Raw genomic sequence first — 24,592 nt, 5'->3', positions numbered from 1 at the left:
CTGTTGTTATCATTGTAACATCAATAGCGGTTTTGCGATAGTAAACCGCCGTCAAAAACCCGAAGCCCTTACGCATTCCGAGAATGCGGCGAATGCTTTACTGCAAAATGGTTCATTGCGGCGAACCAGTCGTGTAGTCGTGTATCGATATTGTTCCGGGACAGGGTAAGCCCGCAGCCGTTCATCAGCCAAGGTAATGACCGATTTGGGCAAGAGCGCGAAGCCAAGTCCTGCCCGTACGCAGTTGAGCATCGTTTCCAACGTGCTGATTTCGATCATGTTAGTGATCGGAGTTCCTTCGTTGCGAAGCCACTCTTCGCTTGCAACCCTAAAGGGACAACCCTTTGGGAATACAACCCAAACCGCATTCGCTATATTGGGTGCCTCAGACGATTGATGAACTTCACTTGTTGTCAGTAGGACGACTTCATCCCGAATCTCCGCCTCTACTTCCAATGCGGACATATTGAAGTCACCTGTGAAGAATGCGCCATCCAGCTGACGGTTCAACACTTTCTCGTAATTTTGCGGCGACGTTCCGGTGATCAACGATAACGAGACTTCTGGATAACGACGTTGAAACTCAGACAGCGCCTGGATAAAAGGGCCAGAGGAAGCGATCGTCTCCACGATGCCGATTGTAAGCGGCCCGCAGGGATAGTCCGGTTCCTTCACCGCCATTAAGGCTTCATCAGCCATTCTAAGAATGTCCGACGCATACTTGCAGAGGGCAAGTCCCTTTTCGGTCGGAGTTACGCCCTTCGGATTTCTGTTGAACAATTGAACGCCTAACTCCATTTCCAGCTTGCGGACACGCGCAGTGACGTTCGATTGCACGTAATCCAGCCTCCTCGCAGCGCTCGATACGCTGCCTTCCTCCATGATCGCCAGCACTACTTTAAGATCCATTAATTCCATTAGAACACCTTCACTTTAGGTATCAATATTATTGATACATCTATCAATAACAATCATTTTACAGTATGGATCAGCCGAATTACAATCAATTCAAGCAAACGATATTTATAGGCAGCCAAGTACGATGCTGTCCATCGTTCATTTGAGGAGGATATCGATATGAGTTCTTATTCCAAGCTTATGTCCACATTTCAGTTAGGTTCTCTGCAGTTGCCTAACCGGGCGGCGCTTTCACCGATGACGCGCACAAGCGCAGAACCGAACGGTCTGGCAAACGACCGGATGGCCAGTTATTATACGCGGTTTGCAAAGGGGGGATTCGGTCTTATCATTACGGAAGGTCTTTATTCGGATTCAATAAACAGCCAATCTTATATAAACCAGCCCGGCATTGCCAATGATGATCAGGCCGAGTCTTGGAGACCCGTTGTAAACTCCGTGCATCACGAAGGCGGACGTATAATCGCACAGCTCATGCATGCGGGTGCACTCGTTCAACACGACAGATTTATGCCGATAGCGCCTTCCGCTGTTAAGCCGGTTGGAACAATGTTGGTAGACCATGGAGGCTCCGGGGAATTTGCCGTCCCAAGGTCGATGACGATCTCGGAAATCCGGCAGGTGATCGATAATTATGCCCTTGCCGCCCTTCGCGCCAAGCAGGTCGGATTCGACGGGGTTGAAGTGCACGCCGCCAACGGCTATTTGCTCGATCAATTTATTACCGATTACACGAATCTCAGAACGGATGAATACGGAGGTTCCACAAAGAGACGTATTCGAATCGTCGTGGAGGTGCTAGAAGCGATTAGAGCCGCCGTAGGCCCGGATTTTACGGTAGGCGTTCGTATCTCTCAAGGAAAAGTGAATGATTTCTACCATAAGTGGGCGAACGGAATTGATGATGCCCAAATTATTTTCGAGAAACTTAGTACTGCTTCTCCTACCTATATCCATACAACGGAATACAAGGCGTTTGCGTCTGCTTTCGCGGATGGTGACCTAACGCTGGCCAAGCTCGCAGTAAAATACGGTAGACTGCCCGTCATCGCAAATGGCAAGCTCGGCGAGCCAGAAACGGCGGAGCAGCTGTTGACGGCGGGCGATGCTAACCTGGTCGCGATTGGCACTAGCGCATTGGCAAATCCGGATTGGGTGAATAAAGCGAAAGATGGAATCGCTCTCTATTCGTTCGACCATCAATTCCTGCACCCTATGGCGACGCTGAGGGAAGATGAAGTAATTTAAAAAAGCTATCCCTCCGGTCACAACGGACCTAAGGGACAGCTACCTTCTCCATTCACTTTCTGAAACAACTTTTTTATCCAAGCACGATCCGGTCATCTGACAGTTGATGTCCGCTGATCCTTTCGAATTCGCCAAGGAGCTGCGCGACGGTTAAGCTGCTCTTGCGTTCCTGGGGGATATCTAGAATGATGCGTCCTTTATCCATCATGATGAGCCGATTGCCGAGCCTGATCGCTTGCTCCATGTTATGAGTAACCATAAGAGTTGTCAGCTTCATCTCACGGACAATGCTTTCTGTTAATTGTGTTATGAGCTCAGCACGGGCAGGATCCAAAGCAGCCGTATGCTCATCAAGCAGCAGAATTTGCGGCTTCGTGAAGGTTGCCATCAGCAAGCTGAGAGCTTGTCGCTCTCCACCCGACAATAGCCCGACCTTGGCGCTTAGACGATTCTCCAAGCCGATGCCTAAACGTGACAGCTGTTCACGGAAGATTCCGCGCCTCGCGGAAGTAACACCCCAGCCGAAGCCCCGCTTCTTCCCGCGCATATAGGCCATTGCCAAATTTTCTTCGATGGACATCCGGGGAGCTGTTCCGGCCATCGGATCTTGGAATACTCGCCCGATCCAGCGGCTTCTCTGATGCTCCGGAAGCTGTTGGATCGCATTACCTTCGATTCGCACCTCGCCAATGTCCGGTTTCATCACGCCAGAAATAAGGTTCATCAAGGTCGACTTCCCCGCACCGTTGCTTCCGATGACCGTAACGAAATCTCCAGGCTTAAATTGCAGATTAGCGTTCATTAAAGCTACTTTTTCGTCGGGGGTGCCAGGGTTGAATAATTTAGTTACATTTATGATCTGCAGCATTAGACTCTTCCTCCCTTACCGGATGAAGCTGCCGCCGCCAATTCAGATGAGCGCTTCCGGGCAAGGCCGCGTTGCTTAATCGCCCGCTGCACGGTCGGAAGCACGAGAGCGATAATGACAATAAGGGCTGTAATCAGCTTCATATCCGTTGCCTTCATCCATTCGATACGCAAGGCTAGTGCATATACGATTCGGTAGACAATGGCTCCTAGAACAACCGCTAGAGTTGCCCGGAATACCGTTCTCGCACCGAAGATTGCCTCGCCGATGATTACCGAAGCTAAACCGATAACAATCATACCGACTCCCATATTAATGTCTGCGAAACTCGATTGTTGCGCAATCAATGCTCCCGAGACTGCAACCATCCCGTTCGACAAGCTGACGCCGACGATCGTGGTGTTATCCGTATTCGCGCCGAGGCTGCGTATCATTCTAGAATTGTCTCCGGTCGCCCTCAGCGCAAGGCCCATATCCGTATGAAGAAAAGCATCCAGCGACAATTTAATCACTAAAGCAATTACGATAAGAATGATCATATAGGAAAAAGCATGCTCCGAAATCGTTGTGAACAGGGTGTCGGTTTTAGAAAAACCGATGTTAGGCTTGCCCATAATCCTTAGATTAATGGAGTATAAGGCAATCATCATCAAGATACCGGATAAAAGCCCGTTTATTTTCCCTTTGGTATGCAGAAGTCCGGTGCAAGCTCCGGCGGCGAGTCCGGCGGCGAATGCGGCTAACGTGGCCATCCAAGAATTGTAGCCATAGGTGATCATGATCGCCGCTACCGCTCCACCTGTTGTGAAGCTGCCGTCGACCGTTAAGTCGGGAAAGTCCAAAATGCGGTACGTAATATAAACTCCGAGGGCCATAACCGCATAAAGAAGGCCAAGCTCAGTTGCCCCTTCAATGGCTAGAAGCATTTTATATCCTCCTTAACAATAGAGAAACGGGGTAAACGACAGGAGTCGTCCACCCCGATTGCAATTACTGAATGATATTATTTTCCTTGTCCTTTACTTTATCCTTCATCGCATCCGTTACCGTGATTCCTAGTGCTTCTGCAGCCTTAAGATTAAGAATGAAGTCCAGCTTTTCCGGTACCGTAACTTTCATATCTCCTGGGTTTTGGCCGTTCTTCAGAATTTCGACAGCCATTTGACCGACTTGATATCCGTGATCATAGTATTTGAAACCGACAGTCGCGAATGCTCCGGCCTCTACAGTATCTCTATCGCTGGAGAAGAACGGGAGCTTATTATCAGCAGCAACCTTGAGAATGGCGTCAACTGCGCTTACAACTGTATTATCCAGGGTGATGTAAATCGCGTCAGCACGCCCAACTAGGGACTGCGCGGCTTGCTGCACTTCGGAAGTGTTGGTGACCGCTGCTTTAACCAGCTTGATGTTATGAGCGGCCAAAGCTTCTTCCGCTTGCTTCGTCATGATGACCGCATTCGGTTCGCCCTCGTTGATGACTACGCCGACTGTTTTGACATTGCTAAAGTTCTCCGCTATGAAATCCATCAATTGCGTAATCGCAGCCGGGTTCGTATCGGAAGCACCGGATACATTGCCGCCCGGCTTGTCCATGTTACTTACGATCTGAGCGTCAAGAGGATCAGTTACTGCTGCGAATAATACCGGATAATCTTTAACATTATCCGCGAGAGACAGTGCGGAAGGAGTAGCGATCCCTAGTGCTAGATCATGCTTTCCTGAAGCGATCTTCTGTGCGATCGCCAGGTTGTTGCTTTGCTCGCCCTGAGCGTTGTTATCATCTATCTTCAGGTTCTCGCCTTCAATGATTCCCGCATCCTTAAGCGCTGCCAGGAAGCCTTCTTTAGTCGCATCCAAGGAAGGATGCGGTGCAATCTGAGAGATTGCAATAGAGTAAGTTTTCGCAGCCGGGCTTTCTGATGCCGGAGACTCCGAAGCCGCAGCGCTTGGTGATGCCGAGCCTGCTTTTTCTTCTTTAGCTCCGCAGCCAACTACGGCCAACATCAAAGCTGTAGATAATACGAGTGTTGTTAACATTTTTCTTTTCATTTTATTACCTCTTTTCCTTATATATCATTGACGCTTTTTTAAGGATGGAAATGCTTTGGACCTTAAAAGCTACAAAGAATCATTACTAGTTTAATAGGCTCTCCACTGTTCGTCAATTCAATTTAATCTGCATGTTACAATTAACCCATGTTTTATACATATTTACATTATTTGGGCAAACAAACTATGAACTGAAAAGAAGGATGATGGGGAGTAAATCCCCCCTTCATCCTCCTCCGAAATAACAGCGAGCTCACCAACCTAGATCAACACTACTCCCGGACAGGGCTGAATTCATGTACCCATACCCGCATTTGCGGCAGCCATGGCATGCCGGGGTGAAAGGAGAGGATGGATTGCTTATATTCCTCTACATTGGGGTAGCCCTCTTGTCTGGCATGCTCGTCGGTCAACTCGCCAAGCGACTGTGAATAGACCTTCTCTACCACATACTGATGGTCTTGCAGCGTCATTATTTCACCAACATCGGCGTAGCGCCCATTGCGGCGGGTGGCTGTTTTACTGCCTGTCAGGACTTTATCAATATCTGCTTGCACGGTAATCAGGCGTTCAATCGTACATGTTTTAGGCGGCAACTCATTGCCCTCGGGCTGCATCTGCACTTTTTATTATCCTCCAATGGTTTGATCCACTCACTTTATCACGAATGATGTACCATTGCACCTTTGCCGGGCCGTTTCTATGGCTCATCTGCCTTTTTATGCGGTTTTTCCAGGTATTACGGCAGAGTCAACAATGATATCCGGTGTTTTCGAAGTTTCTTTCTGAGCATCGGGGTTGAACTGGTTTTCGCTTTTCGCGATGACAATGGTTGCCACGCTATTGCCGATGATGTTCGTGATCGCTCTTGCCTCTGACATAAAGCGATCGACCCCTATCAGCAGAGCCATTCCTTCAATAGGTATGACATTGCTCGGTATGGCGGCCAGCGTCGCGGCTAACGTTACGAACCCTGACCCGGTAACGCCTGCCGCCCCCTTCGAGGTTAGCATTAATACGCCAAGCAAGGTCAATACCTGAATCCAATCCAATTGAACGCCATAAGCTTGGGCGATGAATAACGCGGCCATGGATAGATAAATTGATGTTCCGTCCAGATTAAACGAATAGCCTGTCGGCACGACAAGTCCGACAACCGGCTTCGATGCGCCGAATTTCTCCAGCTTGTCCATTACCCGCGGAAGCGCGGATTCGGAGGAGGAAGTTCCCAGCACGAGAAGAAGCTCTTCTTTAATGAAACGAAGCAGCTTTAGAAGACTGAATCCATAGAATTTGCAAATACCGCCCAAAACAACGAAGATGAATAGCGCCATTGTGATGTACACTGAGCCCATCATTTTCCCAAGTGAAAACAAGGAATCTAATCCGAACTTGCCAATCGTATAGGACATGGCGCCAAAGGCGGCAACCGGCGAGAATTTCATAATAATGGCAACCAGGCGGAAGAAGATATCGTTCATTTTTTCGAAAAAGCTCGTTACCGGCTTTGCCTTGTCGCCAAGCCCTGCGATCGAGAGGCCAAACAAGACGGAGAAGAACAATACAGGAAGCATTTCGCCTTTGGCGAACGCACCGATCACACTATCGGGGACAATCCCTACCAGGAAATCCATGAAGCCGTGGCTGGTTTCAGCGGCTTGATCCGTATATTTGGTCACATCACTCGCTTCAGCCCCGCTTGTATTCATGCCTTTACCCGGCTGTACAATGTACATAACGGCGATTCCGATAGCCATTGCAAACGTTGTGATAATTTCAAAGTAAAGCAGCGCTTTCCCGCCGATTCGGCCGATTTTCTTCATATCGCCCATATTGGCAAAGCCGATTACAATCGTAAAGAATACAATTGGAGCAATGACCATCTTTATCATTTTAATAAATACGTCTGAAAGCACCTTTAGGTTTTCTGCAAAGCTTGGAAATACAATCCCCAACAGAATTCCCAATACAATCGCAACAAGCACCTGTACAGTCAAGTTCTTCATAAATTTCATGCGAATCCGCCTCTTTTCTTTATTAGGATTTCACTTTTTCCCGGCGTCTTCTAGCAACGCCGTCTTCGTATGCCGCGCTAATGACGGCCTCTTGAACTCGCTCGGCTACGGATGGGTTAAATACGCTTGGAATAATGTAGAATTCATTCAATTCATCCTCCGGAACTACAGACGCGATCGCCTTGGCAGCTGCCAGCTTCATCCTTTCCGTAACCCGCGATGCCCTGCAATCGAGCAGGCCCCGAAACAGGCCGGGAAAGCAAAGTACGTTGTTGATCTGATTCGGATAATCCGAGCGCCCTGTCGCCATTACTCGTACATAGGGGGCCGCATCCTCAGGAAGAATTTCAGGCACGGGATTGGCCATCGCGAAGACGATTGCGTCCTTAGCCATTTTGGCAACGTCTTCTTTTTTCAAAACACCAGGACCTGATACACCGATAAAGATATCCGCGCCCTCAATCACCTCGGCTAATGAGCCGCTAATCTGCTCCGGATTCGTATGATCCGCATACCATTGCCAGAAAGGGTTATCGTAATGGCCGGCTTTCGTTATCGCTCCTGTCTTGTCAACACCGATGATGTTCGTCACACCTGCTGCCATCAGCATCTTGGTACATGCTGTCCCAGCCGCACCAACGCCGCAAAGCACGACTTTGCAGTCCTCCAGCTTCTTGTTCACGATCTTCACCGCATTGTACAATCCCGCTAACAGCACAACTGCAGTCCCATGTTGATCATCGTGGAACACCGGGATATCCAGCTCCTCAATGAGCCGCTTTTCGATCTCAAAACATCTCGGCGCCGAGATATCCTCCAAGTTAATTCCGCCAAATGTTGGGGAGAGCGCTTTCACAATACTTACAATTTCATCTGTATCCTGTGTCGCCAAACATATGGGGTAAGCATCCACGCCAGCCAGCTGCTTGAACAGCATCGCCTTTCCTTCCATCACGGGCATGGCCGCTTCCGGTCCGATATTGCCGAGACCTAACACAGCGGATCCGTCCGATATGACAGCTACTGTATTACGCTTGATCGTCAGCGTATGAGCTAGGGAAGGTTTATCATGGATGGCCATACATACTCTGGCAACGCCGGGCGTATAGACCCTGGAAAGATCGTCCCGGTTTTTGATCGGATACTTGGGACTCATTTCGATCTTCCCTCCCAAATGAAGGAGAAAAGTTTGATCGGAAACGTGGATAACCGTTACACCGGATAGCTTGCTGATTGTAGTCGAGATGAGCTCGGAGTGATTATGATCACGGACATTAATCGTGATATCCCGAACAGTTGTCGTCTTCTCCGTTCTAACGACGTCAATGGCGATAATATCTCCGCCGGTATCGCTGATCGCAGTTGCGATTCTGCCGAACGAGGCTGTCTCTTTATCTAATTCAAGACGTAAAATAATGCTGGTATTGGCTCCGGAAGGAATGGACATCGGTTCACCTCAAAAGTTGATGTACTAGGTTTGAATTCATGATACCGCTTTCATAAATGGGCGTGAACAATTTGACCATATTGGTACTTATGGTCTTTTTGGTATTCACTTTAAACCTTCCGAAACCCATACGTATCGATTAACCGGACGTCCGACTCCACCGTACTCAATATTTATTCTGACCTGCTTTTTCTTCTCCAAGTGCTCCAAATACCTGCGTGCCGTTACCCTAGCCAATCCAACGCCTTCTGCCACTTCTTCCGCGGATAAGGGCTTCTGTTGATGAACCAGGAACAGCATCACTTGTTTCATCGTGTGCTCCTGCAGCCCTTTGGGCATCTCGTCATTCCATTCCTGCGAAGGTTGCGCCGTTGCCGTTGATTGCTTGTCATGCCACAGATGGTCCAAATCCGCTTGTGACAGAGTTAAGCAATTATTCAGTCTGCTCCTTATCAATTGATAATTTTGCAATGCCTGCCGCACTCGGTCGAATTGAAAAGGCTTCATGATATAGTCGACTGCGCCATGATGAAGCATTCGCTGGATCGTGGGAATATCATTAGCTGCCGTAATAGCAATGGCATCTACCTCGAGGTGCTCATTGCGAATTTGCCGTAAAGTGTCCAATCCGTTTAACCTTGGCATATAGATATCCAAAATGACTAAATCCGGCTTCAGAGCACGAACCTTATCGATTCCCTCCATGCCGTCGGATGCTGTCCCGACAATTTCAAATCCGGGAACCCGCTCCACGAATTGCTTATTAACCTCCAGCACCATCGGATCATCTTCAATGAGTACGACTCTGATCATGATTCTCCATCCCCTTTGTTAATCATCGGAAAGGTAAGCATAAAGCTTGTACCTTGTCCGACCGCCGATTCTACTTCCATGTGGGCTCCGCTTTTGTTTACGATATTCTGGATCAAATATAACCCGATTCCTCTACTTTCGCCGCCTTTTGTCGAGAAGCCCCGTTCAAAAATACGCTGCTTAGTCTCCCTATCCATGCCGTTCCCATTATCCTCAACCAAGATGGAAAGCACCTCGTCATCTTGTTCCATGCTTACAAAAACCTCTTTGCTCCCTGTTTTTTGCTGCAATGCGTCAAATGCGTTTTCGATTAAGTTTCCTAAAATGACAACAATATCGTGTTGATCCAAATACTTCGGAAACTCTTTCAGCCTGCTGTTGCGATCCAATCGAACCTCGATGCCCAGCTCTTTACCGCGGCTGATTTTACCGATGAGAAGTCCTGCCACGTTTTCATTTTCAATCCTGCTGGAAAGAAAGCCGCTTAGCTCCGATTGGGACTCTATCGTCTGAAACAAATAGTCTAACGCCTTTTGCTTATGATCCAGCTGAATAAGACCCCCGATCGTATGGAGCTTATTCATGTATTCATGATTTTGCACGCGCAGCGCATCGACAAAAGCTTTGACCCCGGTCAGCTCTTCCGCGATTTTCGTAACCTCCGTACGATCTTGGAATATAGCGACTGCACCGACCGTCTCATTCCCAACCTTAATGGGCACTCTATTGCTTAGAATAAGAGCAGGGCCTATATGAAGTTCTTGATTATAGATAGCATGATTCTGCTGTAAAATTTCCGGCAATCTCGTATCCGGCAGAACCTCGCGGATCGGTCGTCCCAGAACATTTCCTTCAAGATGCAGCATTTGTTTGGCCTTATCGTTAAATACAGTTATGTTTTCCATGCTGTCGATGGCAATAACCCCTTCATGCATCGCATTAAAGGTTGCCGTTCGCTCCACGAGCAGCTGCGCAATTTCTTGCGGTTCCAATTGAAACATCTGCTCCTTAATATGCCGCGACAGCATCCATGAGCCCCACACGCCAAAAAGCATGGACAGCAGCACCGTTACATAAATCTGCCCGCGCATATCGAGAATAACATCGGCGAGCCCCGGTACCAGCTGTCCGGTGAGCACGATGCCTACCTGTTCATGCTGCTCGTTCATTACAGGCACGAAGGCTCTAAGCGCAACGCCCCGTTCGCCGGTTGCCTTAGAGATATAGGTATTCTCGGCAAATGCGGATCGCTCATCCGTCCCTTGGGACGGATGTCCGATTCGATATTTGGACGGGTGCGACCAACGAATGCCGTCCATATCCATCACTACGATATAATCAACTTCATTGATGATTCGGATGCGATCCGCAATGGGATTGATTTCTTCACGATGGCTTTGTTCAGACAGTCCATTGATAACGGAGGGCAGCTGCGCAACCGTACGCGAGGTCACGAGCAGTCTTTGCCCAAGCTCCTCGTCCTGCAAGTGGATAATTCGCCCGATCAGAATAATACCGCCGATACATATCGCGAAGAGTACGATGCCGAACGACAGGATCGTAATTTTCCAATTCATGCGAAGCCCCTTGATCTTCATACCCGCACCCACGCTTTCTGTTCAACCACAGGTCGTTTTTACTCATCCTCATTTAATCATGATACACTGAAATAAAACAACAGGAGCAACTGAGGGAGGTTAGGCATGAGAACGTTTTGGGGAATCGGAATATTTATCTTGATTGGGCTCATAACGGCAATCGGAATCGGTTTTTTCTCTCAATTCAATAACACTCCAAGCGCGTATGACGATGAACAAATCGGGCTCGGCCAACAGACCATAATCAAATTCAGCTATGTCGTTGCGGAAAACACCCCTAAAGGCTTAGCGGCTCAAGAGTTTGCCAGGTTAGTCAAAGACAAAACGAATGACAGCGTCAGAGTGGAATTATTCCCTAATGCCAGCCTTTATAATGAAACGGATGAAGTCGAGGCTCTGCAGCGCGGCAGGGTACAGATGATTGCTCCGAGCTTCTCTAACATATCGGAAGTGGTTCCCGAATGGATGGTCATGGATCTTCCGTTTGCATTCCAGAATGAAGCCGCAGTAGAGCAAGCGTTTCAAAGTACAATCGGGGACATTTTATTGCGCAAATTGGAGCCGGAAGGAATAATCGGATTAGGCTTCTGGGGAAACGGCTTTCAGCAGATGACCTCGAATCGCGGCTTACTCGTCCATCCGGAAGACTTCCGAGATTTGCGTTTTCGGATTCTTCCCAGCAAAGTCATTGAGGCTCAATTTCATCATTTGAAGGCGACCACGATAAGTATCCCCTTTAATCAAGTCTATCGCAGCATGGAATCAGGTAAGGTGGATGCAGGCGAAAATACGATTTCGAACATATACTCCAAGAAGCTGTATGAGGTTCAAAAGCATCTCACCTTAAGCAACCATGCTTACTTGGGTTATGGCGTGTTGATGAATAAATCATTTTGGGAAAAGCTGCCGCAAAACCAGAGGAAGGCTATTGCCGAGGCCATGCAAGAAACGACGGCCTGGGCGAATCAGAATGCCATCTCCACCAATCGCAAACAATGGGAAGAGTTAATAAAGAAAAACCAGATGGGCATTCATATTCTTTCCCCTGAAGAACGGAGAGAATGGCAGCAAACTCTTGAGCCCGTATACCAAGAGGTTGAACCGTATATAGGCAAAGAGCTGATGGAAGCCGTTTACGAGCTCAGGAATCGGTTCTCCGATCAACCGCCGCCCGCCCTAGATTACAATAACGATTAAATCGGAGGATGATTTCTGATGAGTATCGATTTGGTTTGCACAATAGGGCCATCCAGCTCGTCGACCGCGGTTCTGAAAGAACTGCTGCTGAGCGGAATGAATATCGCCCGGCTGAATATGTCTCACGGGAATCATGACAGTCACAAACAAGCGATTGAAGCCATCAGGGCAGCAAGCAGCGAAACGGGAAAACCCGTGCGGATCATGGGAGACCTTCAAGGACCGAAAATCCGGCTCGGGAAGTTAGCTGGAGATGAAGCTCGGCTGAAAGAAGGGGAAACGTTCATTCTGGATCGGCTTGAAGAGCCGGGAGGACGGGAACGTGCCGCGCTCGACAACCCAAGCGTGCTGGAGGATATCCGCAGCGGCGCCGTCATTCTGATAAATGACGGGGAAGTGAAGCTCCGGGTGACGGAATCGAGCCCGGAACGAATCGTTACGCAGGTGCTCGTCGGAGGGACGATCGGAAGCCGCAAAGGCGTCAATCTTCCGGGGACGAAGCTTCGCCTGACCGCCTTAACTGAGAAAGACAAAAAAGACCTTCAATTCCTGAACGGGCAGGAGATTGACTTCATTGCATGTTCATTTGTCCGCGAGGCGTCGCATCTGGAGGAAATCCGCAGGTTTCTTGACTCCATGATGAACGGGAGAACACCCGGCATCATTTCGAAGATCGAAACGGTTCAGGCCGTTCTCAACTTCAGATCGATAAGGGAGGCTTCGGACGGTATCATGATCGCGAGAGGAGATCTGGGGGTCGAACTGCCTTTCGAGCAAATTCCGTTCATTCAGAAAGCGCTGCTTCGTGAATGCAGCCGATCGGGGACTTATGTAATTACCGCCACACACATGCTGCAGTCCATGATCGAACATCCGGTGCCTACGCGCGCCGAAGTGACGGACGTGTTCCAAGCGGTGCTCGATGGGACTCGCGCGGTGATGCTGTCGGCGGAAAGCTCGGTCGGCAAATATCCGGTTCAAAGCACGAAGGTACTTGGAACGGTCGCCAGTTTCGCGGAAAAAGCAGGCAAAGAGGGAGAGTCAGATTTTACGCTGGAGGCTTTGTACGGCTATCCGCCGTTTGATGCGCTTTAGCGAAACGAGGGTCATCGAAATAAATACAACATATATCCCAATGGTTATCATCATGTTTCGCGGCTCCCTAACCAAGCTGTCCCCCACTAATGCAAACAACAGCATCGCTGGAACCTTGCCTAAGGCGGAGGAAAGTGCATAAGCACCAAAGGAAACACGGCTTAAAGCCGCATAGATGTTGATGATGAATGAGGGTACAAAAGGAATTAACCGAGCAAAAATGATCGTCAAAAACGCATTTCTCTCGAATAACTCGGTGATCTTGCCTAAACTATTGTAACGGTATAAGACCCTTGATCCCCATTCCTGATAACCATAACGGACAAACAAGAACATCAGTATTGAAGCTGCAGTCGAGCCCACCCAGGTTATAACCCCGCCTAGAACGGGTCCAAAAGCCGCACCGAGCACTCCCCCAACAAAGGGATAAGGAATAACCGGGAACAAGGCCATTAACACTGCCATCAGGGCGATTAACGCTATATTGTCGGATTGGTGAAACCAATCCAAGATGTCTTCCCCGTACAGATAAATCAGAGATGCTATCCCCATATACAGAATCGCTAAGCTCAATTTTTTAAGCATTCACATTCTCCCACCCTATTGTTTGTAGACTATACACCACGCCACTGCAAAGGAGTGTATATTTTAAACCCGCAAACACATCCTATAGGAAAAAAGTGGAGGGAAGCAAATATGAGCGTATTGCCCAGCGATCTAACGTATATGAGAACCTTAATGGCCAACGTTGTGCTGATTGGAAGTCCCGGCAGCGAAGAGTGGGTCTTGGTCGATGCAGGTGTCGGAACGTTCTCCGATAATATCGCAGAAGAAGCTAAGGAACGCTTTCGGTCGGAAAAGCCACGGGCTATTGTCCTTACCCATGGTCACTTTGATCATGTGGGCTCCCTTCAGGGCCTGCTCGAGAGATGGAACGTTCCCGTATACGCCCATGAGAAGGAATTGCCCTACCTAACGGGAAAGGCTGATTATCCCGAAGCGGATCCTAGTGTAGGCGGCGGGCTTTTGGCAAGTATATCCCCCCTATACCCGCATAAGGGGATAGACATTAGTCAACGGGTTCAAGCCTTGCCGTCAGATGGAAGTATCCCCGCGTTGCCAGATTGGCGTTGGATTCATACCCCTGGTCATACAGAAGGTCATGTCTCACTCTTCCGAGATGCAGATCGCGTGATTGTTGCAGGGGACGCGTTCATCACAGTTAAGCAAGAATCTGCTTTTGCCGTTCTCATGCAAGAAGAAGAAATTCATGGTCCTCCCGCTTATTTCACGTTCGATTGGCAGGATGCATGGAATTCCGTCAAGAAGCTAGAAGCACTTAAGCCACAAGCTGCCATAACCGGGCACGGTGTACCCATGTTTGGGAATCAGTTGCGGCAAGGACTTGCCAGCTTGGCACAGGATTTCGATCGAATCGCCATACCGAAGAACAACAGTTACGTTACCTAGAGCTCTCTCCTTACTACATTAACGAAACAATGCGTGTGCATTATGTAAGTATATGCGTAACCAAAGGTGTCTTTATGACGATATCCCCTTCGCTCAGTCGAAGAATAAATCGAACAAGTCATCCCCTGAGTCGAAGGGATATCGTCATTAAGGCTCGGATTACGCGTGATCACAGCTCAAAAAAAACGACTTCGCCGTCCTTGGGACGGTTGCAGACGTTTGTATCGTGCTGTCAGATAGAGAATAAGGGCATAGAATCTTATACTCCCTCTGATAGTTACAAATAAACCGATTGTCACGTTCTTAAGCGGAGTTATCAATTACGTTTAGATGTATATCAACCACTAATCTTAATGAATTTTTCTGTATTCTGAGATATAGCAGTAAATCTACTTCTAATTCGATGCCACCAGCCTGTTTCAGGATATATAGATCATATTACAGGTACTTTTCCCACTATTTGCTCTTTCAATCGTTTTTTTGAATCCATTAGCGGTAGAAATAAAACTAATCTCTGATATAGAGTAGCCCTACCCCTCGGAACTATAAACTTTCTTGAATGCCAAAAAAAACACCAATTAGCGCTTTAGTGTTTTTTCCTTTATAAATGACTCCAAGATTGCTCCAAATCCGCGATTAAATCCTTTGGATTCTCCATACCCACATAGAGCCTTATAAGGGATGCCTCTAGTCCGTCGTCGTTTTCCCGCTCGATGCGGTTAACAGTCACCAGACTCTCGAAGCCGCCCCAGCTAACGCCGATTTTGAAATACCGCAGCCTACCTGCCCATTCCTTCCATCTCTCTACAGGCACATCTGATACAAAGGAAAACAGACTGCTTGAGCCCGACATTTGACGCAAACCGAGCTCATACTGGGGATGGGAAGGCAGCCCCGGATGGTTAACCCGACTGACGAAATCTTGCCTGCCGATATACTCCGCCACCTGTAATCCACTATCCTCATGTCTTTGCATGCGCAAGGGGAGCGTGCGAAGCCCCTTGGATACGAGTGCCGCAGTCTGCGGGGTCATGATGCCGCCGAGCAGCATATATTCCGTATAGCCAATTCGTTCTATCAGCGCCTTCGAGCCTAGTACGACACCGCCGACGCAATCACTGTGACCGCCGATATATTTGGTAATGGAATGCACCACCAAGTCAATTCCGAACGTTAACGGATTCTGGAAGCACGGTGTCGCCCAAGAATTATCGACGATGGTTAAAGCCCCGATACTGCGGGCTAACTCTGCGCACATCCGGAGATCCTGCAATCCAAAGAACGAGGTTGTCGGACTCTCCAGATAAAGAAGCTTCGTATTAGGACGCACCGCGCCACTCCACTGCTCGATCGATCTGCCGTCAATGAACGTGGTTTCCACACCGAAACGGCTTAAGTAGGAACCAAGGAATTCTCTCGTCGGACCGTATGCCTGATGGACGCAAATAATATGGTCCCCATGCCCGACAACGGACAGAATTGCCGATGAGATGGCTGCCATCCCGGAAGCAAAGCATTTGGCCGACTCAGCTTCTTCCAGCTCCGCAAGCTTCTGTTCCAGATATTGAACGGTAGGATTGTTTCCCCGTGAATAAACGTGATGATTGAGCAGCTCGCTCATCGCTTGATCGAACTGGTCATAGCTATCGAACGCGAATAAACTGTTCTGATAGATCGGCACTTGGATAGCGCCGTGATGCCTAGTATCAAAAGGATCAAAAGCCGTCTTAGTGAACTGCTTCTCGCGGTTCTCTTTTCTAGTGACTGTATCTTTTTCGATGTTATTCATCCTTTTTCTGCTCCTTGTGTTAGACCTTCTACGATGAACCTCTGGGCAAACGCAAATAAAAGAATAGTCGGTATGATCGATAGGACCGCACCCGCCGACATCGCTCCCCAATCTACATCGAATTTAAGAATGAAAGAGTTCATGGCTACCGGCAGTGTCTTGAGGTAATCGTTGTCGATAAACATAACTGCCAGAAACAGCTCATTCCAGTTCTGCACAAATGCGAAAATAAAGGTGGATGCGATTCCCGGCAGCATAACGGGGATGATAATCCGCACTAACGCAGACCACCTTGAGCATCCGTCGATCATGGCGGCCTCCTCTAGACTCGCAGGAATGCGTTGGAAAAATCCGCGCAGCATAATAGTGGAGAAAGGGATCAGAATGACCGTATACATAAGGACCAGAGACAGACGGTTATTAATCAAATTCATGCTGCTCATCATGAGATATAAGGGTGCAAGCGCAACAAAGCCCGGCAGCATCTGGGTTGCAAAAAAGGCGAGCATAATCTGCTTATGTCCCCGGAAGGTGAATCTCGCCAGTACGTACGCGCTCAATATCGCGATAACGAGCACGATGATGGCAGATGTTATCGCCACTAGCAAGCTATTGCCTATATAAACATGAAATTTGGATATCTTGAAAATATTAACGTAATTATCCAGAGTAAACCGCTCCGGAAAATACTTTAGCGGGAATGAGAAAATATCCTTTTGCGGCTTGAGCGACGTGATTACGATCCAATAAAGGGGGAAAATCATCACTAGCAGATGTAAGGCTAAGTAGATGAATTTAGACAGGCCAAAAGCTCGCGCCTTCATCAGAAATCCCCCGCTTTCTCAGCCTTAGTAACCGATAGAAAGAAAATCGTATACAGCAGCAGAATGATGATCATGATGATTCCGATCGCCGAAGCGGCACCATAATCTCCGGAATAGATGATTTTGTCCAGCATCAATGAGGACAAGATGTGCGTGCTGCCCGCGGGGCCGCCGTTCGTTAAGCCATAGATTATCGTAGGGTCGTTGAATATCCAAATCGCTCTTAACAGCGTTGTGGCGATTATTGTCGGCATGATATAGGGCAATGTCACATTCCATAATTTGCGGATCCCGCTCGCGCCATCCATGTCCGCCGCTTCATAGAGCTCGGAAGGCACAGACTGCAAGGCAGCAAGGAGCATTATCGCGAAGAAAGCAATACCGTACCATACATTTGCGATAATCACAGAAATCATAGCCCATTTGGGATCGGATAGGAATCCAATTCTTTCGTGAATGATTCCCAAACGCAGCAGCAAATCATTAATGACACCAATTTGGGAATTGAACATCCATTTCCAGATCATTCCGATCAGAAAGCCGGACAAGGCCCAAGAGTAGAATACTAAGCCTTGATAGATCCCTCTCCCCTTAAACTGTTTCTTTAACAACAGGGCAAGCGTCAAGCCGAGGAGAAACTGCAGTACGAGCGAGAAGAACACCCAATAGGCGCTATTCTGCAAAGCCATCAGAAATTTGGGATCCTTAAATGCCGCAGTAAAATTGTCGAACCCTACGAAATGGACATTGCGCAAATCAAAAAGCTTATATTCCTGAAAAGCCATCAAGATTCCTCTGAGAAAGGGAAAATAAGTGAACCCAAGCACAAGCAGCAGGGCGGGGATCAGCCCCGATAGAATAAATAGCCGTTGATGCTTCATACCACACCGCCTTGGACAAAAAATGGTGATGGGCAGCGTCCGCCACCCATCACGACTTCTGTGATCTTTACTTTTTCACTTTAGCCTTTTGATCTACCCAGAAGGCGTCCCACTTCTTGAGCGTTTCCTCTAGACTGACCTGGCCTAACAGGAGCGCCTGCCCGGATTCCATGGCTACCTGTCCCCATTGCCCTGTTCCCGGATACTCGAATGGCGGCTTGGCGTTAACGAACATATCCGGCTTGTTGGACATATCGATTAATGTTTTGTAAGGACCTGTTTTGAAGAATTCATCTTCGGTTGCGCTGGTATGAATCGGAATTAGGCCGAAGTCCTTCGAGAATCCCGTATTCACCTCAGGACTTGAGAGGAAAGCGATCAGCTTCCAGGCTTCTTCTTTATGCTTGGATTTGGACGAGATTCCCCAGCCGGCGCCCCCTGCAGAGAATAGAGCCTTTCCGGTCGGACCGGTTTGCAATGGAGCCGTTGCCCATGTCCCTTCTTCCATCTTCTCTTGCAGTGATTGGATAACATCCGGATCCTGCAGAAGAATAGCGGTGACCCCGGAAGTGAATGCCTGTACCTGCTCCTGGAAGCCCCAGTTAATGGAATCCGGGGGAGAGGTTTCTTTGTAGATTTTCAAATATAGCTCCATGGCCGCTTTGGCTTCCGGCGTGGAATAAACCGTTGCGCCGTCTGTTGTGAACATAGAATCCTCTACATTGACATTAGCTCCATTGTAAGCAAGGATCATCGCATCCGTGGTACCGTTGGATCCGCCTGCACCGCGAAAGGAGAAGCCGAAACGGTTTTTCGCCGGGTCCGTTAATTGCTTGCCGGTTTCATATAGCTCCTGCCAGGTTGTCGGTGGCTTCAAGCCCTTCTCTTCGAACCAGTCCGACCGATAAAACATCTGTCTCTGATAAAGGCCGTTCGGTATAAAATATAATTTGTCCGCAACCGTTCCGACTGATTTCGAAACGGAGCTTACAGTAGCAAAATCATCCCATTTCTCGGTATATGAGTTTAGCGGTTCTACATAGCCGTTATTAACGAACTCAGCCACGTTTAAGTCCCGTACCTCCATAATATCGAGCTCCTCGCTCGATCCCAGCATTGTTCTGATCTTGTTGTCTGCTTGATCAAAGGGGGGTGAAATAAAATCCACTTTAATGTTCGGATTCTCGGACTCGAACTTAGTTAGCATAGCTTGGATTAATTCCGTCCTCTTCGGACTGGTCAAGCTTTCAATCATACGAAGTGTAATCTTCTCACCCTTAACATCATTACCGGTTGCTCCACTAGCAGTGCTGTTATTGTCATCGTTGCTGCCGCATCCCGCCAGCAGTCCAATTGCCATCAATACCGTGAGCATTGGAGCCAGCATTTTTCTAGGACCTTTCATGGATTAACGCCCCCTTTAATATGTATCATACAGTCATCCTGTCTGATAGGTTAAATTCTATTTGAAAATGCTGTATTCTGTCAACAAAGAAAATTCATATCGACTACGCTTACAATTGGAAAGTTCTTATTTTACTCTCAATGCAGTTCATCATTTTATTGAATTCTTCTACGGCCCGTTCCGTGTCATGCGAGGCGATCGCATCAAACATCGTAATATGAAAAGGGTACGTCTCATCGAAAAGCTGCTTGTCACCAAGCGGATCGTTGAAAAACTTCTCGTACAAGCCGGAGATGGCATCCATCACGGTTTCGAGCACAGGGTTATCCGCTGCCTTAATAATGTGGCGATGGAATGCCAAATCAACTCGGGACGTATCCTTGTTCTGCTCTTTCAGTATCCGGTACTCCTTCAGACAGCTCTCCACTTCCTTGATCTGCTTCTCCGTGATCCGCTTTGATGCCAGCACCACAGCTTGACCTTCCAACGCCTTGCGGACTTCCAGAGTATTCAACAAGAAATTACGCTCTCTCTCGACCTTCACTTTGCCGGAGAAGCGGAACGTATCGACATCCCGGACGAAGATTCCTTTCCCATTCTCAACACGAACGATGTCAACCGCTTCAAGATACCGCAGTGCCTCCCGCAAGGATGAACGTCCGACTCCAAACATTTGAGTCATCTCCTCAACGGATGGAAGCTTATCGCCTTCCTGTAATTCTTTCTCCTGGATATAATTTTGAATTTCTTGCGACACCAATTCGTGGACCAGTATTTTTTGTATTTTTCTCATCTTTTGCTTGCTCGCCCCTTTACCTTGCCACCTATCTGATAGGCGAATTCTAAACGATCAGCCTTGGGATGTCAAATAAAATCGTTGCAGGAAAATGACTCAGCTTTTTAGTCTAAGATTTAATTATATGGCCCTTACTTCGAGCAGTTCATATTTTACGACGCCCATTGGTGCGACAACACTCACCACACTGCCCACTGTTTTTCCTAAGAGTTCCTTACCCAGAGGACTCTCGTAGGATATTTTATTTTCCAGTACATCTGCTTCTGCAGGACCTACGATTTGGTATTCGATTTTCTCGGAAAATTCGATGTCATTCAGAACGGCAACGGAGCCAATCTGGACCTTTGTAATATCTAAGCTATCCGAGTCTACCACCCGGGCCTTGTTCAGCATCTTCTCCAGTATGATAATGCGAGTCTCCATAAACGACTGGTCATTCTTGGCCGAATGATACTCGCTGTTCTCCTTAAGATCCCCGTAACTAATCGCTAATTTAATCCGGGCGGCTAGCTCCTTGCGTTTAACGTATTTAAGATCATCAAGCTCAGCTTGCAGTTTGGCCAAACCCTCTTTTGTTAAAATCACTTCTTCTTTAGACATATTTACAGCTCCTATTTGCTTTTAATTACTCTATTCTAGCCTATATCCTATGAAAAATGTTAATGGGTAATCCTAACACACTGATTAACCAAAGCGAAATTCTCCATAATAGGGGAGTGCACCCTATTGAATGGAGGATTCGACATGCTGGATAATCTCGAGAGCAATTACAACTGCGCTAATGCGGGGGAAGATCTTCATCAGCTCAAGCAGGAGCTCGCAGCTCTTCAAGGAAAACACCCCGAAAACCCGAAATCGCAGCAAGCCATCAACCGGCTCGAGAATCAAATCTCGTTTATCCTGAACAAATGCGATATTAACCAACTAATCGAATCAGATTAAACGCCAAAGCACCATCCTTACCCTAATTAAGCGGTGACGATGGTGCCTTTTTTATTTTCCGTAATCACCCATTCATCTCTCCGAGCGGAGTTGGCAACCCATCGATACTGGCAGAGTTTTTCTCCTGTCTGTACTGTTTAAGTCCTTCTTCGCCCTTCTGAACCGACCAGCGTTGCAGCGTCTCTCGCTCGTCTTCGTAAGTCATAAAGGGGATCGAATATCCGCAAGAAGTCTGGACTTTATGAACGTCAATGGTAATGATCTGCCTTGCACCCGGAAGCGGTGTAAAGAGAGGATACAACGACTCCCACTCTGATGAACCGGGCAATACGACGGTTCCTGTTCCGTAAAGTCTTAGGATGTTTGGCGGTCCTTCAAAGGCGCAAAACATCACCGTGACTCTCCCGTTCTCGTGAATGTGCGCGCTTGTCTCGTTGCCGCTTCCGGTCATATCCAGGTAGGCCACACGATTCTCGGATAAGATCCGAAAGGAGTCATGTCCCTTGGGTGAAACATTAACATGCCCTTCCTCCGAAAGCGGCGCCGACCCTACGAAAAACAAGTGTTGCCGGCGAATAAACTCCTCGTGTTCAGGCAGCATGGCCGCAAATTGTTTTCCCATTTCGTATGTCCTCCTGAAGAGAGGCCGTCCCGAAAGTCTTCGACTTCTGGGTTAGCCTCTAATTTCTTATTGTAAATAGCTCGCGTAAATAATCTCGTCGTCCATGCAAGATTCTATAGATAATGACAACGTTATCTGTTATTTTATAAAAAACCAAAAAAGGATGAACTACAATAAAGCGGTACCCGCGTTGTACAAGCGTATATTCATCCTCTGACAAAACGGATCCTATATTGGGAAATTCGCCTAGCTTGCCGATTTGATCGTCAAGCTTAACCAATATGACTTCCGCAGCTGAAACATTGTCCTGTGATATGTACGAAAAAATCTCATCCATATCGTCAACTGCCGCAGGAGTATATTTGATTTTAACTCTTGGCGGCATTTATCTTCCTCCGCATGTTAGCAATTACTTCATCGTGATCAATTAATGAAGCACTTTCAGCAACTTGTTTCTCTGCGACCAACAACTTGGATTGCAGTTTAACCCGCGCCTCCATACGCCGAAATGTTTCATGACTCATGACAACAAGGTCAGCTTCCCCGTTACGCGTAATCATTACCGGTTCATCAAGTTCATGGCAGTACTTCGAAAAACCATTATAATCTTGCCGAATCGTCGTTGACGGCTTGATATTCATTAATTAACCCCTCCTGATCTCTACCTTTATTCTAACTTTATATTATCATTTTAATGTCACTCATGTCACTCGATAAGTTGCGATTCACTTACCCTGTTCGGAAAAAAGTTGAACATCGAACCATATGCTGAACATGATGGTGCAAAACAAAAAAACAAATATAGCTGCAACCGGTTTTTTGTAATGAAGCCGAATAAACGGGAAAGCTATACTGTTGAGGAGCAGCGACCACCACAAATTCCAGCCGTAATCATGCCGGAATATTCCTGCCTGGAGCGCGATCCACTCGTGTGATGTATAGATTGCTACCCATAGTGCGATATATAAAACCTGCCGTTTGACCGTCTTTTTTTCCGGGTAGCGTGACAGAAAAAGCATGATGGCAAAGGGGGCCGCTCCAAATGAGATCACAGCAACCAAGATATGGTGAGAAATATGGAAATTCGGTGACACGAACTTCCATAAATGGCGTCCCTCGGTTAATATGTTGTAAAGGAAATCTCCGATGATGTACACATATATGCTCGCCTGAAAATGTCTGAACTTTCCCCAATCTGCCCATTTCCATGCACAGACGATCCACCCGGCGATTCCAGCAAGAAATAGGATTTCCACGAATGATTGCGACCTCCTTAGGAGAGCAGTCAGTTTTGTTCATTAATCTCTCGTGTAATTAATGTTTACAAAAATAGGGAAATAATGTACGAAGATACAACGCAACGAAAACTAAACAAGCTGACACCGGTTTAATACCGATGCCAGCTTGTTGCCTAGGGGTTTCGTCAGGCTTCTTTGATTATTTGTTTGCTTCTTAGCTGGCCGCAAGCGGCATCGATGTCTGTGCCATGTTCAAGACGAACGCTGCAGCTAACGCCCTGCTTCTTCAACGTATCATAGAACGCCCTGACCGTTTCCCGGTCGGTTCTTTGATATTGGCTATGCTCATCCACGGGATTGTAAGGTATTAAATTTACATTAGCGAGCTGACGTCTATCGCCAATCAATTCCGCAAGCTCAAGAGCATGCTCCCTTTGGTCATTTACATCCTTCAGAAGGATGTATTCCAACGTAATTCTTCGATTCGTTTTCTCCAAATAATAATCAATAGCCTTCATTAGCTTTTCTATTGGAATTGCCCGATTGATCTTCATGATTCGCGTACGAAGCTCATTATTTGGAGCGTGTAAGGACACCGCTAAATTTACTCTCAGATCGCTATCCGCGAATTCAACAATTTTATCGGCAAGGCCGCTAGTTGACACGGTAATATGCCTTGCGGCAATTTCTAATCCTTTTTGATCTTTGATGACCAGCAGGAAATCCACCAGGTTTTTATAATTATCGAATGGCTCGCCAATTCCCATGACCACAACGTGACTCACTTTCTCACCAAGTCCCGCTTGATCCAGATGATGTTGAACCTTCATGATCTGCTCCACGATTTCGCCGCTGGATAAGTCCCGACTTTTGGGCAACAATCCGCTCGCGCAGAAGCTGCACCCGATATTACAACCTACTTGCGTTGTAACGCACACCGATAAACCGAACTTATGTCTCATCAATACCGTCTCGATCAGGTTGCCATCCTTCAGCTTGAACAAGAACTTAATCGTTCCATCAGCCGACTCTTGCTTCAAATGCTCATTTAAAGTGTGAATGACAAAATGGTCTGCTATGACTTGAATGCACTCTTTGTTAACATCGCTCATTTCAGAAAAATCCTTTACCCGCTTCCGATATAACCAATCCCAGACCTGCAAAGCTCTGGACTTCTTATGTCCCCGTTCAGTCAGCCACGCGGCCAGTTGTTCAAATGTTAATCCGTATATGGATTCAGTATTCATTCGTAACCCTCTTTTCGAGCTTAACAATCTATATATTATTGTCCCAGAATCTTTTTAGATAAACAAGGAGAAAGATACTACTCTCTTAAAGTTAGGTTTTATGACTTACAACTTGTCCATTTCCTAT

26 protein-coding genes are annotated in these 24,592 nt (G+C 47.5%); 5 read left to right on the top strand and 21 right to left on the bottom strand.

Annotated features, from left to right (window positions below; translation table 11 throughout):
* Positions 1–51 precede the first annotated feature (51 nt).
* Positions 52–918, bottom strand: a complete 867-nt coding sequence (locus ACESLK_RS05770) for a LysR family transcriptional regulator (RefSeq protein ID WP_372663410.1) — start codon at positions 916–918, stop codon at positions 52–54.
* A gap of 159 nt (positions 919–1,077) precedes the next feature.
* Here ACESLK_RS05770 and ACESLK_RS05765 point away from each other — a divergent pair, with 159 nt between their 5' ends.
* Complete coding sequence (locus ACESLK_RS05765; protein ID WP_372663408.1) at positions 1,078–2,166, top strand: oxidoreductase; 1,089 nt, start codon at positions 1,078–1,080, stop codon at positions 2,164–2,166.
* Between the two features lie 73 nt (positions 2,167–2,239).
* Here the strand turns inward: ACESLK_RS05765 and ACESLK_RS05760 are convergent, their stop codons facing one another.
* The 8 genes from ACESLK_RS05760 to ACESLK_RS05725 all read right to left on the bottom strand — a co-directional run bounded on the left by ACESLK_RS05760 (position 2,240) and on the right by ACESLK_RS05725 (position 10,938).
* On the bottom strand, positions 2,240–3,034 hold the full coding sequence (locus ACESLK_RS05760) for an ABC transporter ATP-binding protein (protein ID WP_372663406.1): 795 nt from the start codon (positions 3,032–3,034) through the stop codon (positions 2,240–2,242).
* Positions 3,034–3,960: an ABC transporter permease gene (locus tag ACESLK_RS05755; RefSeq protein WP_372663404.1), complete on the bottom strand. Its 927-nt coding sequence runs from the start codon at positions 3,958–3,960 to the stop codon at positions 3,034–3,036. The genes ACESLK_RS05760 and ACESLK_RS05755 overlap by 1 nt, the downstream gene beginning before the upstream one ends.
* A 64-nt stretch (positions 3,961–4,024) precedes the next feature.
* Positions 4,025–5,086, bottom strand: coding sequence for an ABC transporter substrate-binding protein (locus ACESLK_RS05750; RefSeq protein ID WP_372663402.1), 1,062 nt, complete (start codon positions 5,084–5,086; stop codon positions 4,025–4,027).
* A 272-nt stretch (positions 5,087–5,358) separates the two neighbouring features.
* Positions 5,359–5,703, bottom strand: coding sequence for an ASCH domain-containing protein (locus ACESLK_RS05745; RefSeq protein WP_372663689.1), 345 nt, complete (start codon positions 5,701–5,703; stop codon positions 5,359–5,361).
* 102 nt (positions 5,704–5,805) lie between these two features.
* Positions 5,806–7,101, bottom strand: coding sequence for a dicarboxylate/amino acid:cation symporter (locus ACESLK_RS05740; RefSeq protein ID WP_372663400.1), 1,296 nt, complete (start codon positions 7,099–7,101; stop codon positions 5,806–5,808).
* A 22-nt stretch (positions 7,102–7,123) separates the two neighbouring features.
* On the bottom strand, positions 7,124–8,548 hold the full coding sequence (locus ACESLK_RS05735) for an NAD-dependent malic enzyme (RefSeq protein WP_372663398.1): 1,425 nt from the start codon (positions 8,546–8,548) through the stop codon (positions 7,124–7,126).
* A 105-nt stretch (positions 8,549–8,653) separates the two neighbouring features.
* Positions 8,654–9,361, bottom strand: coding sequence for a response regulator (locus ACESLK_RS05730; RefSeq protein WP_372663396.1), 708 nt, complete (start codon positions 9,359–9,361; stop codon positions 8,654–8,656).
* A complete protein-coding gene (locus ACESLK_RS05725; protein ID WP_372663394.1) occupies positions 9,358–10,938 on the bottom strand; it encodes an ATP-binding protein in 1,581 nt (526 codons plus the stop codon). Before ACESLK_RS05725 ends, ACESLK_RS05730 begins: the two co-directional genes overlap by 4 nt.
* A gap of 126 nt (positions 10,939–11,064) precedes the next feature.
* Between ACESLK_RS05725 and ACESLK_RS05720 the strand changes: the two genes are divergently transcribed.
* Both ACESLK_RS05720 and pyk read left to right on the top strand, forming a co-directional pair.
* A complete protein-coding gene (locus ACESLK_RS05720; RefSeq protein WP_372663392.1) occupies positions 11,065–12,156 on the top strand; it encodes a DctP family TRAP transporter solute-binding subunit in 1,092 nt (363 codons plus the stop codon).
* An 18-nt stretch (positions 12,157–12,174) separates the two neighbouring features.
* Positions 12,175–13,251, top strand: coding sequence for a pyruvate kinase (pyk, locus tag ACESLK_RS05715; protein ID WP_372663390.1), 1,077 nt, complete (start codon positions 12,175–12,177; stop codon positions 13,249–13,251).
* Here pyk and ACESLK_RS05710 read toward each other — a convergent pair.
* On the bottom strand, positions 13,198–13,836 hold the full coding sequence (locus ACESLK_RS05710) for a TVP38/TMEM64 family protein (RefSeq protein WP_372663389.1): 639 nt from the start codon (positions 13,834–13,836) through the stop codon (positions 13,198–13,200). The two genes, pyk and ACESLK_RS05710, sit on opposite strands and share 54 nt — an antisense overlap.
* 111 nt (positions 13,837–13,947) lie before the next feature.
* Between ACESLK_RS05710 and ACESLK_RS05705 the strand changes: the two genes are divergently transcribed.
* A complete protein-coding gene (locus ACESLK_RS05705) occupies positions 13,948–14,721 on the top strand; it encodes an MBL fold metallo-hydrolase (protein WP_372663387.1) in 774 nt (257 codons plus the stop codon).
* Positions 14,722–15,322: 601 nt separating this feature from the next.
* On the opposite strand, the gene ACESLK_RS05700 is transcribed toward ACESLK_RS05705, so the two are convergent.
* The 6 genes from ACESLK_RS05700 to greA all read right to left on the bottom strand — a co-directional run bounded on the left by ACESLK_RS05700 (position 15,323) and on the right by greA (position 21,016).
* The gene (locus ACESLK_RS05700) at positions 15,323–16,510 is read right to left on the bottom strand and encodes a trans-sulfuration enzyme family protein (RefSeq protein ID WP_372663385.1); all 1,188 of its coding nucleotides are present in this window, start codon (positions 16,508–16,510) and stop codon (positions 15,323–15,325) included.
* Positions 16,507–17,334: a carbohydrate ABC transporter permease gene (locus ACESLK_RS05695; protein WP_372663383.1), complete on the bottom strand. Its 828-nt coding sequence runs from the start codon at positions 17,332–17,334 to the stop codon at positions 16,507–16,509. The genes ACESLK_RS05700 and ACESLK_RS05695 overlap by 4 nt, the downstream gene beginning before the upstream one ends.
* Positions 17,334–18,215 carry a carbohydrate ABC transporter permease gene (locus ACESLK_RS05690; RefSeq protein ID WP_372663381.1) on the bottom strand — a complete coding sequence of 294 codons (882 nt, stop codon included), beginning with the start codon at positions 18,213–18,215 and terminating at the stop codon, positions 17,334–17,336. Before ACESLK_RS05690 ends, ACESLK_RS05695 begins: the two co-directional genes overlap by 1 nt.
* A 67-nt stretch (positions 18,216–18,282) precedes the next feature.
* Positions 18,283–19,620: an ABC transporter substrate-binding protein gene (locus ACESLK_RS05685; RefSeq protein WP_372663379.1), complete on the bottom strand. Its 1,338-nt coding sequence runs from the start codon at positions 19,618–19,620 to the stop codon at positions 18,283–18,285.
* A 109-nt stretch (positions 19,621–19,729) separates the two neighbouring features.
* On the bottom strand, positions 19,730–20,413 hold the full coding sequence (locus ACESLK_RS05680) for a FadR/GntR family transcriptional regulator (protein WP_372663377.1): 684 nt from the start codon (positions 20,411–20,413) through the stop codon (positions 19,730–19,732).
* Positions 20,414–20,536: 123 nt separating this feature from the next.
* A complete protein-coding gene (gene greA / locus ACESLK_RS05675) occupies positions 20,537–21,016 on the bottom strand; it encodes a transcription elongation factor GreA (protein WP_372663375.1) in 480 nt (159 codons plus the stop codon).
* Positions 21,017–21,160: 144 nt separating this feature from the next.
* Between greA and ACESLK_RS05670 the strand changes: the two genes are divergently transcribed.
* Positions 21,161–21,358, top strand: coding sequence for a DUF2524 domain-containing protein (locus tag ACESLK_RS05670; protein ID WP_372663374.1), 198 nt, complete (start codon positions 21,161–21,163; stop codon positions 21,356–21,358).
* 64 nt (positions 21,359–21,422) lie between these two features.
* Here ACESLK_RS05670 and ACESLK_RS05665 read toward each other — a convergent pair whose 3' ends face one another.
* The 5 genes from ACESLK_RS05665 to rlmN all read right to left on the bottom strand — a co-directional run bounded on the left by ACESLK_RS05665 (position 21,423) and on the right by rlmN (position 24,465).
* The gene (locus ACESLK_RS05665; RefSeq protein WP_372663372.1) at positions 21,423–21,980 is read right to left on the bottom strand and encodes a pyridoxamine 5'-phosphate oxidase family protein; all 558 of its coding nucleotides are present in this window, start codon (positions 21,978–21,980) and stop codon (positions 21,423–21,425) included.
* 58 nt (positions 21,981–22,038) lie between these two features.
* Entirely contained in the window at positions 22,039–22,365 is a 327-nt protein-coding gene (locus ACESLK_RS05660; protein ID WP_372663370.1) for a type II toxin-antitoxin system RelE/ParE family toxin, read from the bottom strand.
* On the bottom strand, positions 22,349–22,621 hold the full coding sequence (locus ACESLK_RS05655) for a type II toxin-antitoxin system Phd/YefM family antitoxin (protein WP_372663368.1): 273 nt from the start codon (positions 22,619–22,621) through the stop codon (positions 22,349–22,351). Before ACESLK_RS05655 ends, ACESLK_RS05660 begins: the two co-directional genes overlap by 17 nt.
* A gap of 84 nt (positions 22,622–22,705) precedes the next feature.
* Entirely contained in the window at positions 22,706–23,236 is a 531-nt protein-coding gene (locus ACESLK_RS05650; RefSeq protein WP_372663366.1) for a CBO0543 family protein, read from the bottom strand.
* Between the two features lie 167 nt (positions 23,237–23,403).
* Complete coding sequence (gene rlmN / locus ACESLK_RS05645) at positions 23,404–24,465, bottom strand: dual-specificity RNA methyltransferase RlmN (protein ID WP_372663364.1); 1,062 nt, start codon at positions 24,463–24,465, stop codon at positions 23,404–23,406.
* Positions 24,466–24,592 lie beyond the last annotated feature (127 nt).

The organism is Cohnella sp., assembly GCF_041640265.1.
Classification (GTDB): Bacteria; Bacillota; Bacilli; order Paenibacillales; family Paenibacillaceae; genus Cohnella.
The sequence above is the reverse complement of the archived record's forward strand: the minus strand, read 5'-3'. Positions and strand labels throughout refer to the sequence as shown.

Excerpts from the sequence above, each read along its gene's own strand:
- ACESLK_RS05685 (WP_372663379.1), bottom strand. The coding sequence starts at position 19,620 with ATGAAAGGTCCTAGAAAAATGCTGGCTCCAATGCTCACGGTATTGATG.
- ACESLK_RS05765 (WP_372663408.1), top strand. The coding sequence starts at position 1,078 with ATGAGTTCTTATTCCAAGCTTATGTCCACATTTCAGTTAGGTTCTCTG.
- greA (WP_372663375.1), bottom strand. The coding sequence starts at position 21,016 with ATGTCTAAAGAAGAAGTGATTTTAACAAAAGAGGGTTTGGCCAAACTG.
- ACESLK_RS05695 (WP_372663383.1), bottom strand. The coding sequence starts at position 17,334 with ATGAAGGCGCGAGCTTTTGGCCTGTCTAAATTCATCTACTTAGCCTTA.
- ACESLK_RS05750 (WP_372663402.1), bottom strand. The coding sequence starts at position 5,086 with ATGAAAAGAAAAATGTTAACAACACTCGTATTATCTACAGCTTTGATG.
- ACESLK_RS05730 (WP_372663396.1), bottom strand. The coding sequence starts at position 9,361 with ATGATCAGAGTCGTACTCATTGAAGATGATCCGATGGTGCTGGAGGTT.
- pyk (WP_372663390.1), top strand. The coding sequence starts at position 12,175 with ATGAGTATCGATTTGGTTTGCACAATAGGGCCATCCAGCTCGTCGACC.
- ACESLK_RS05725 (WP_372663394.1), bottom strand. The coding sequence starts at position 10,938 with ATGAATTGGAAAATTACGATCCTGTCGTTCGGCATCGTACTCTTCGCG.
- ACESLK_RS05745 (WP_372663689.1), bottom strand. The coding sequence starts at position 5,703 with ATGCAGCCCGAGGGCAATGAGTTGCCGCCTAAAACATGTACGATTGAA.
- ACESLK_RS05755 (WP_372663404.1), bottom strand. The coding sequence starts at position 3,960 with ATGCTTCTAGCCATTGAAGGGGCAACTGAGCTTGGCCTTCTTTATGCG.
- ACESLK_RS05710 (WP_372663389.1), bottom strand. The coding sequence starts at position 13,836 with ATGCTTAAAAAATTGAGCTTAGCGATTCTGTATATGGGGATAGCATCT.
- ACESLK_RS05655 (WP_372663368.1), bottom strand. The coding sequence starts at position 22,621 with ATGAATATCAAGCCGTCAACGACGATTCGGCAAGATTATAATGGTTTT.
- ACESLK_RS05680 (WP_372663377.1), bottom strand. The coding sequence starts at position 20,413 with ATGAGAAAAATACAAAAAATACTGGTCCACGAATTGGTGTCGCAAGAA.
- ACESLK_RS05660 (WP_372663370.1), bottom strand. The coding sequence starts at position 22,365 with ATGCCGCCAAGAGTTAAAATCAAATATACTCCTGCGGCAGTTGACGAT.
- ACESLK_RS05770 (WP_372663410.1), bottom strand. The coding sequence starts at position 918 with ATGGAATTAATGGATCTTAAAGTAGTGCTGGCGATCATGGAGGAAGGC.
- rlmN (WP_372663364.1), bottom strand. The coding sequence starts at position 24,465 with ATGAATACTGAATCCATATACGGATTAACATTTGAACAACTGGCCGCG.
- ACESLK_RS05700 (WP_372663385.1), bottom strand. The coding sequence starts at position 16,510 with ATGAATAACATCGAAAAAGATACAGTCACTAGAAAAGAGAACCGCGAG.
- ACESLK_RS05665 (WP_372663372.1), bottom strand. The coding sequence starts at position 21,980 with ATGGGAAAACAATTTGCGGCCATGCTGCCTGAACACGAGGAGTTTATT.
- ACESLK_RS05740 (WP_372663400.1), bottom strand. The coding sequence starts at position 7,101 with ATGAAATTTATGAAGAACTTGACTGTACAGGTGCTTGTTGCGATTGTA.
- ACESLK_RS05735 (WP_372663398.1), bottom strand. The coding sequence starts at position 8,548 with ATGTCCATTCCTTCCGGAGCCAATACCAGCATTATTTTACGTCTTGAA.
- ACESLK_RS05670 (WP_372663374.1), top strand. The coding sequence starts at position 21,161 with ATGCTGGATAATCTCGAGAGCAATTACAACTGCGCTAATGCGGGGGAA.
- ACESLK_RS05720 (WP_372663392.1), top strand. The coding sequence starts at position 11,065 with ATGAGAACGTTTTGGGGAATCGGAATATTTATCTTGATTGGGCTCATA.
- ACESLK_RS05760 (WP_372663406.1), bottom strand. The coding sequence starts at position 3,034 with ATGCTGCAGATCATAAATGTAACTAAATTATTCAACCCTGGCACCCCC.
- ACESLK_RS05705 (WP_372663387.1), top strand. The coding sequence starts at position 13,948 with ATGAGCGTATTGCCCAGCGATCTAACGTATATGAGAACCTTAATGGCC.
- ACESLK_RS05690 (WP_372663381.1), bottom strand. The coding sequence starts at position 18,215 with ATGAAGCATCAACGGCTATTTATTCTATCGGGGCTGATCCCCGCCCTG.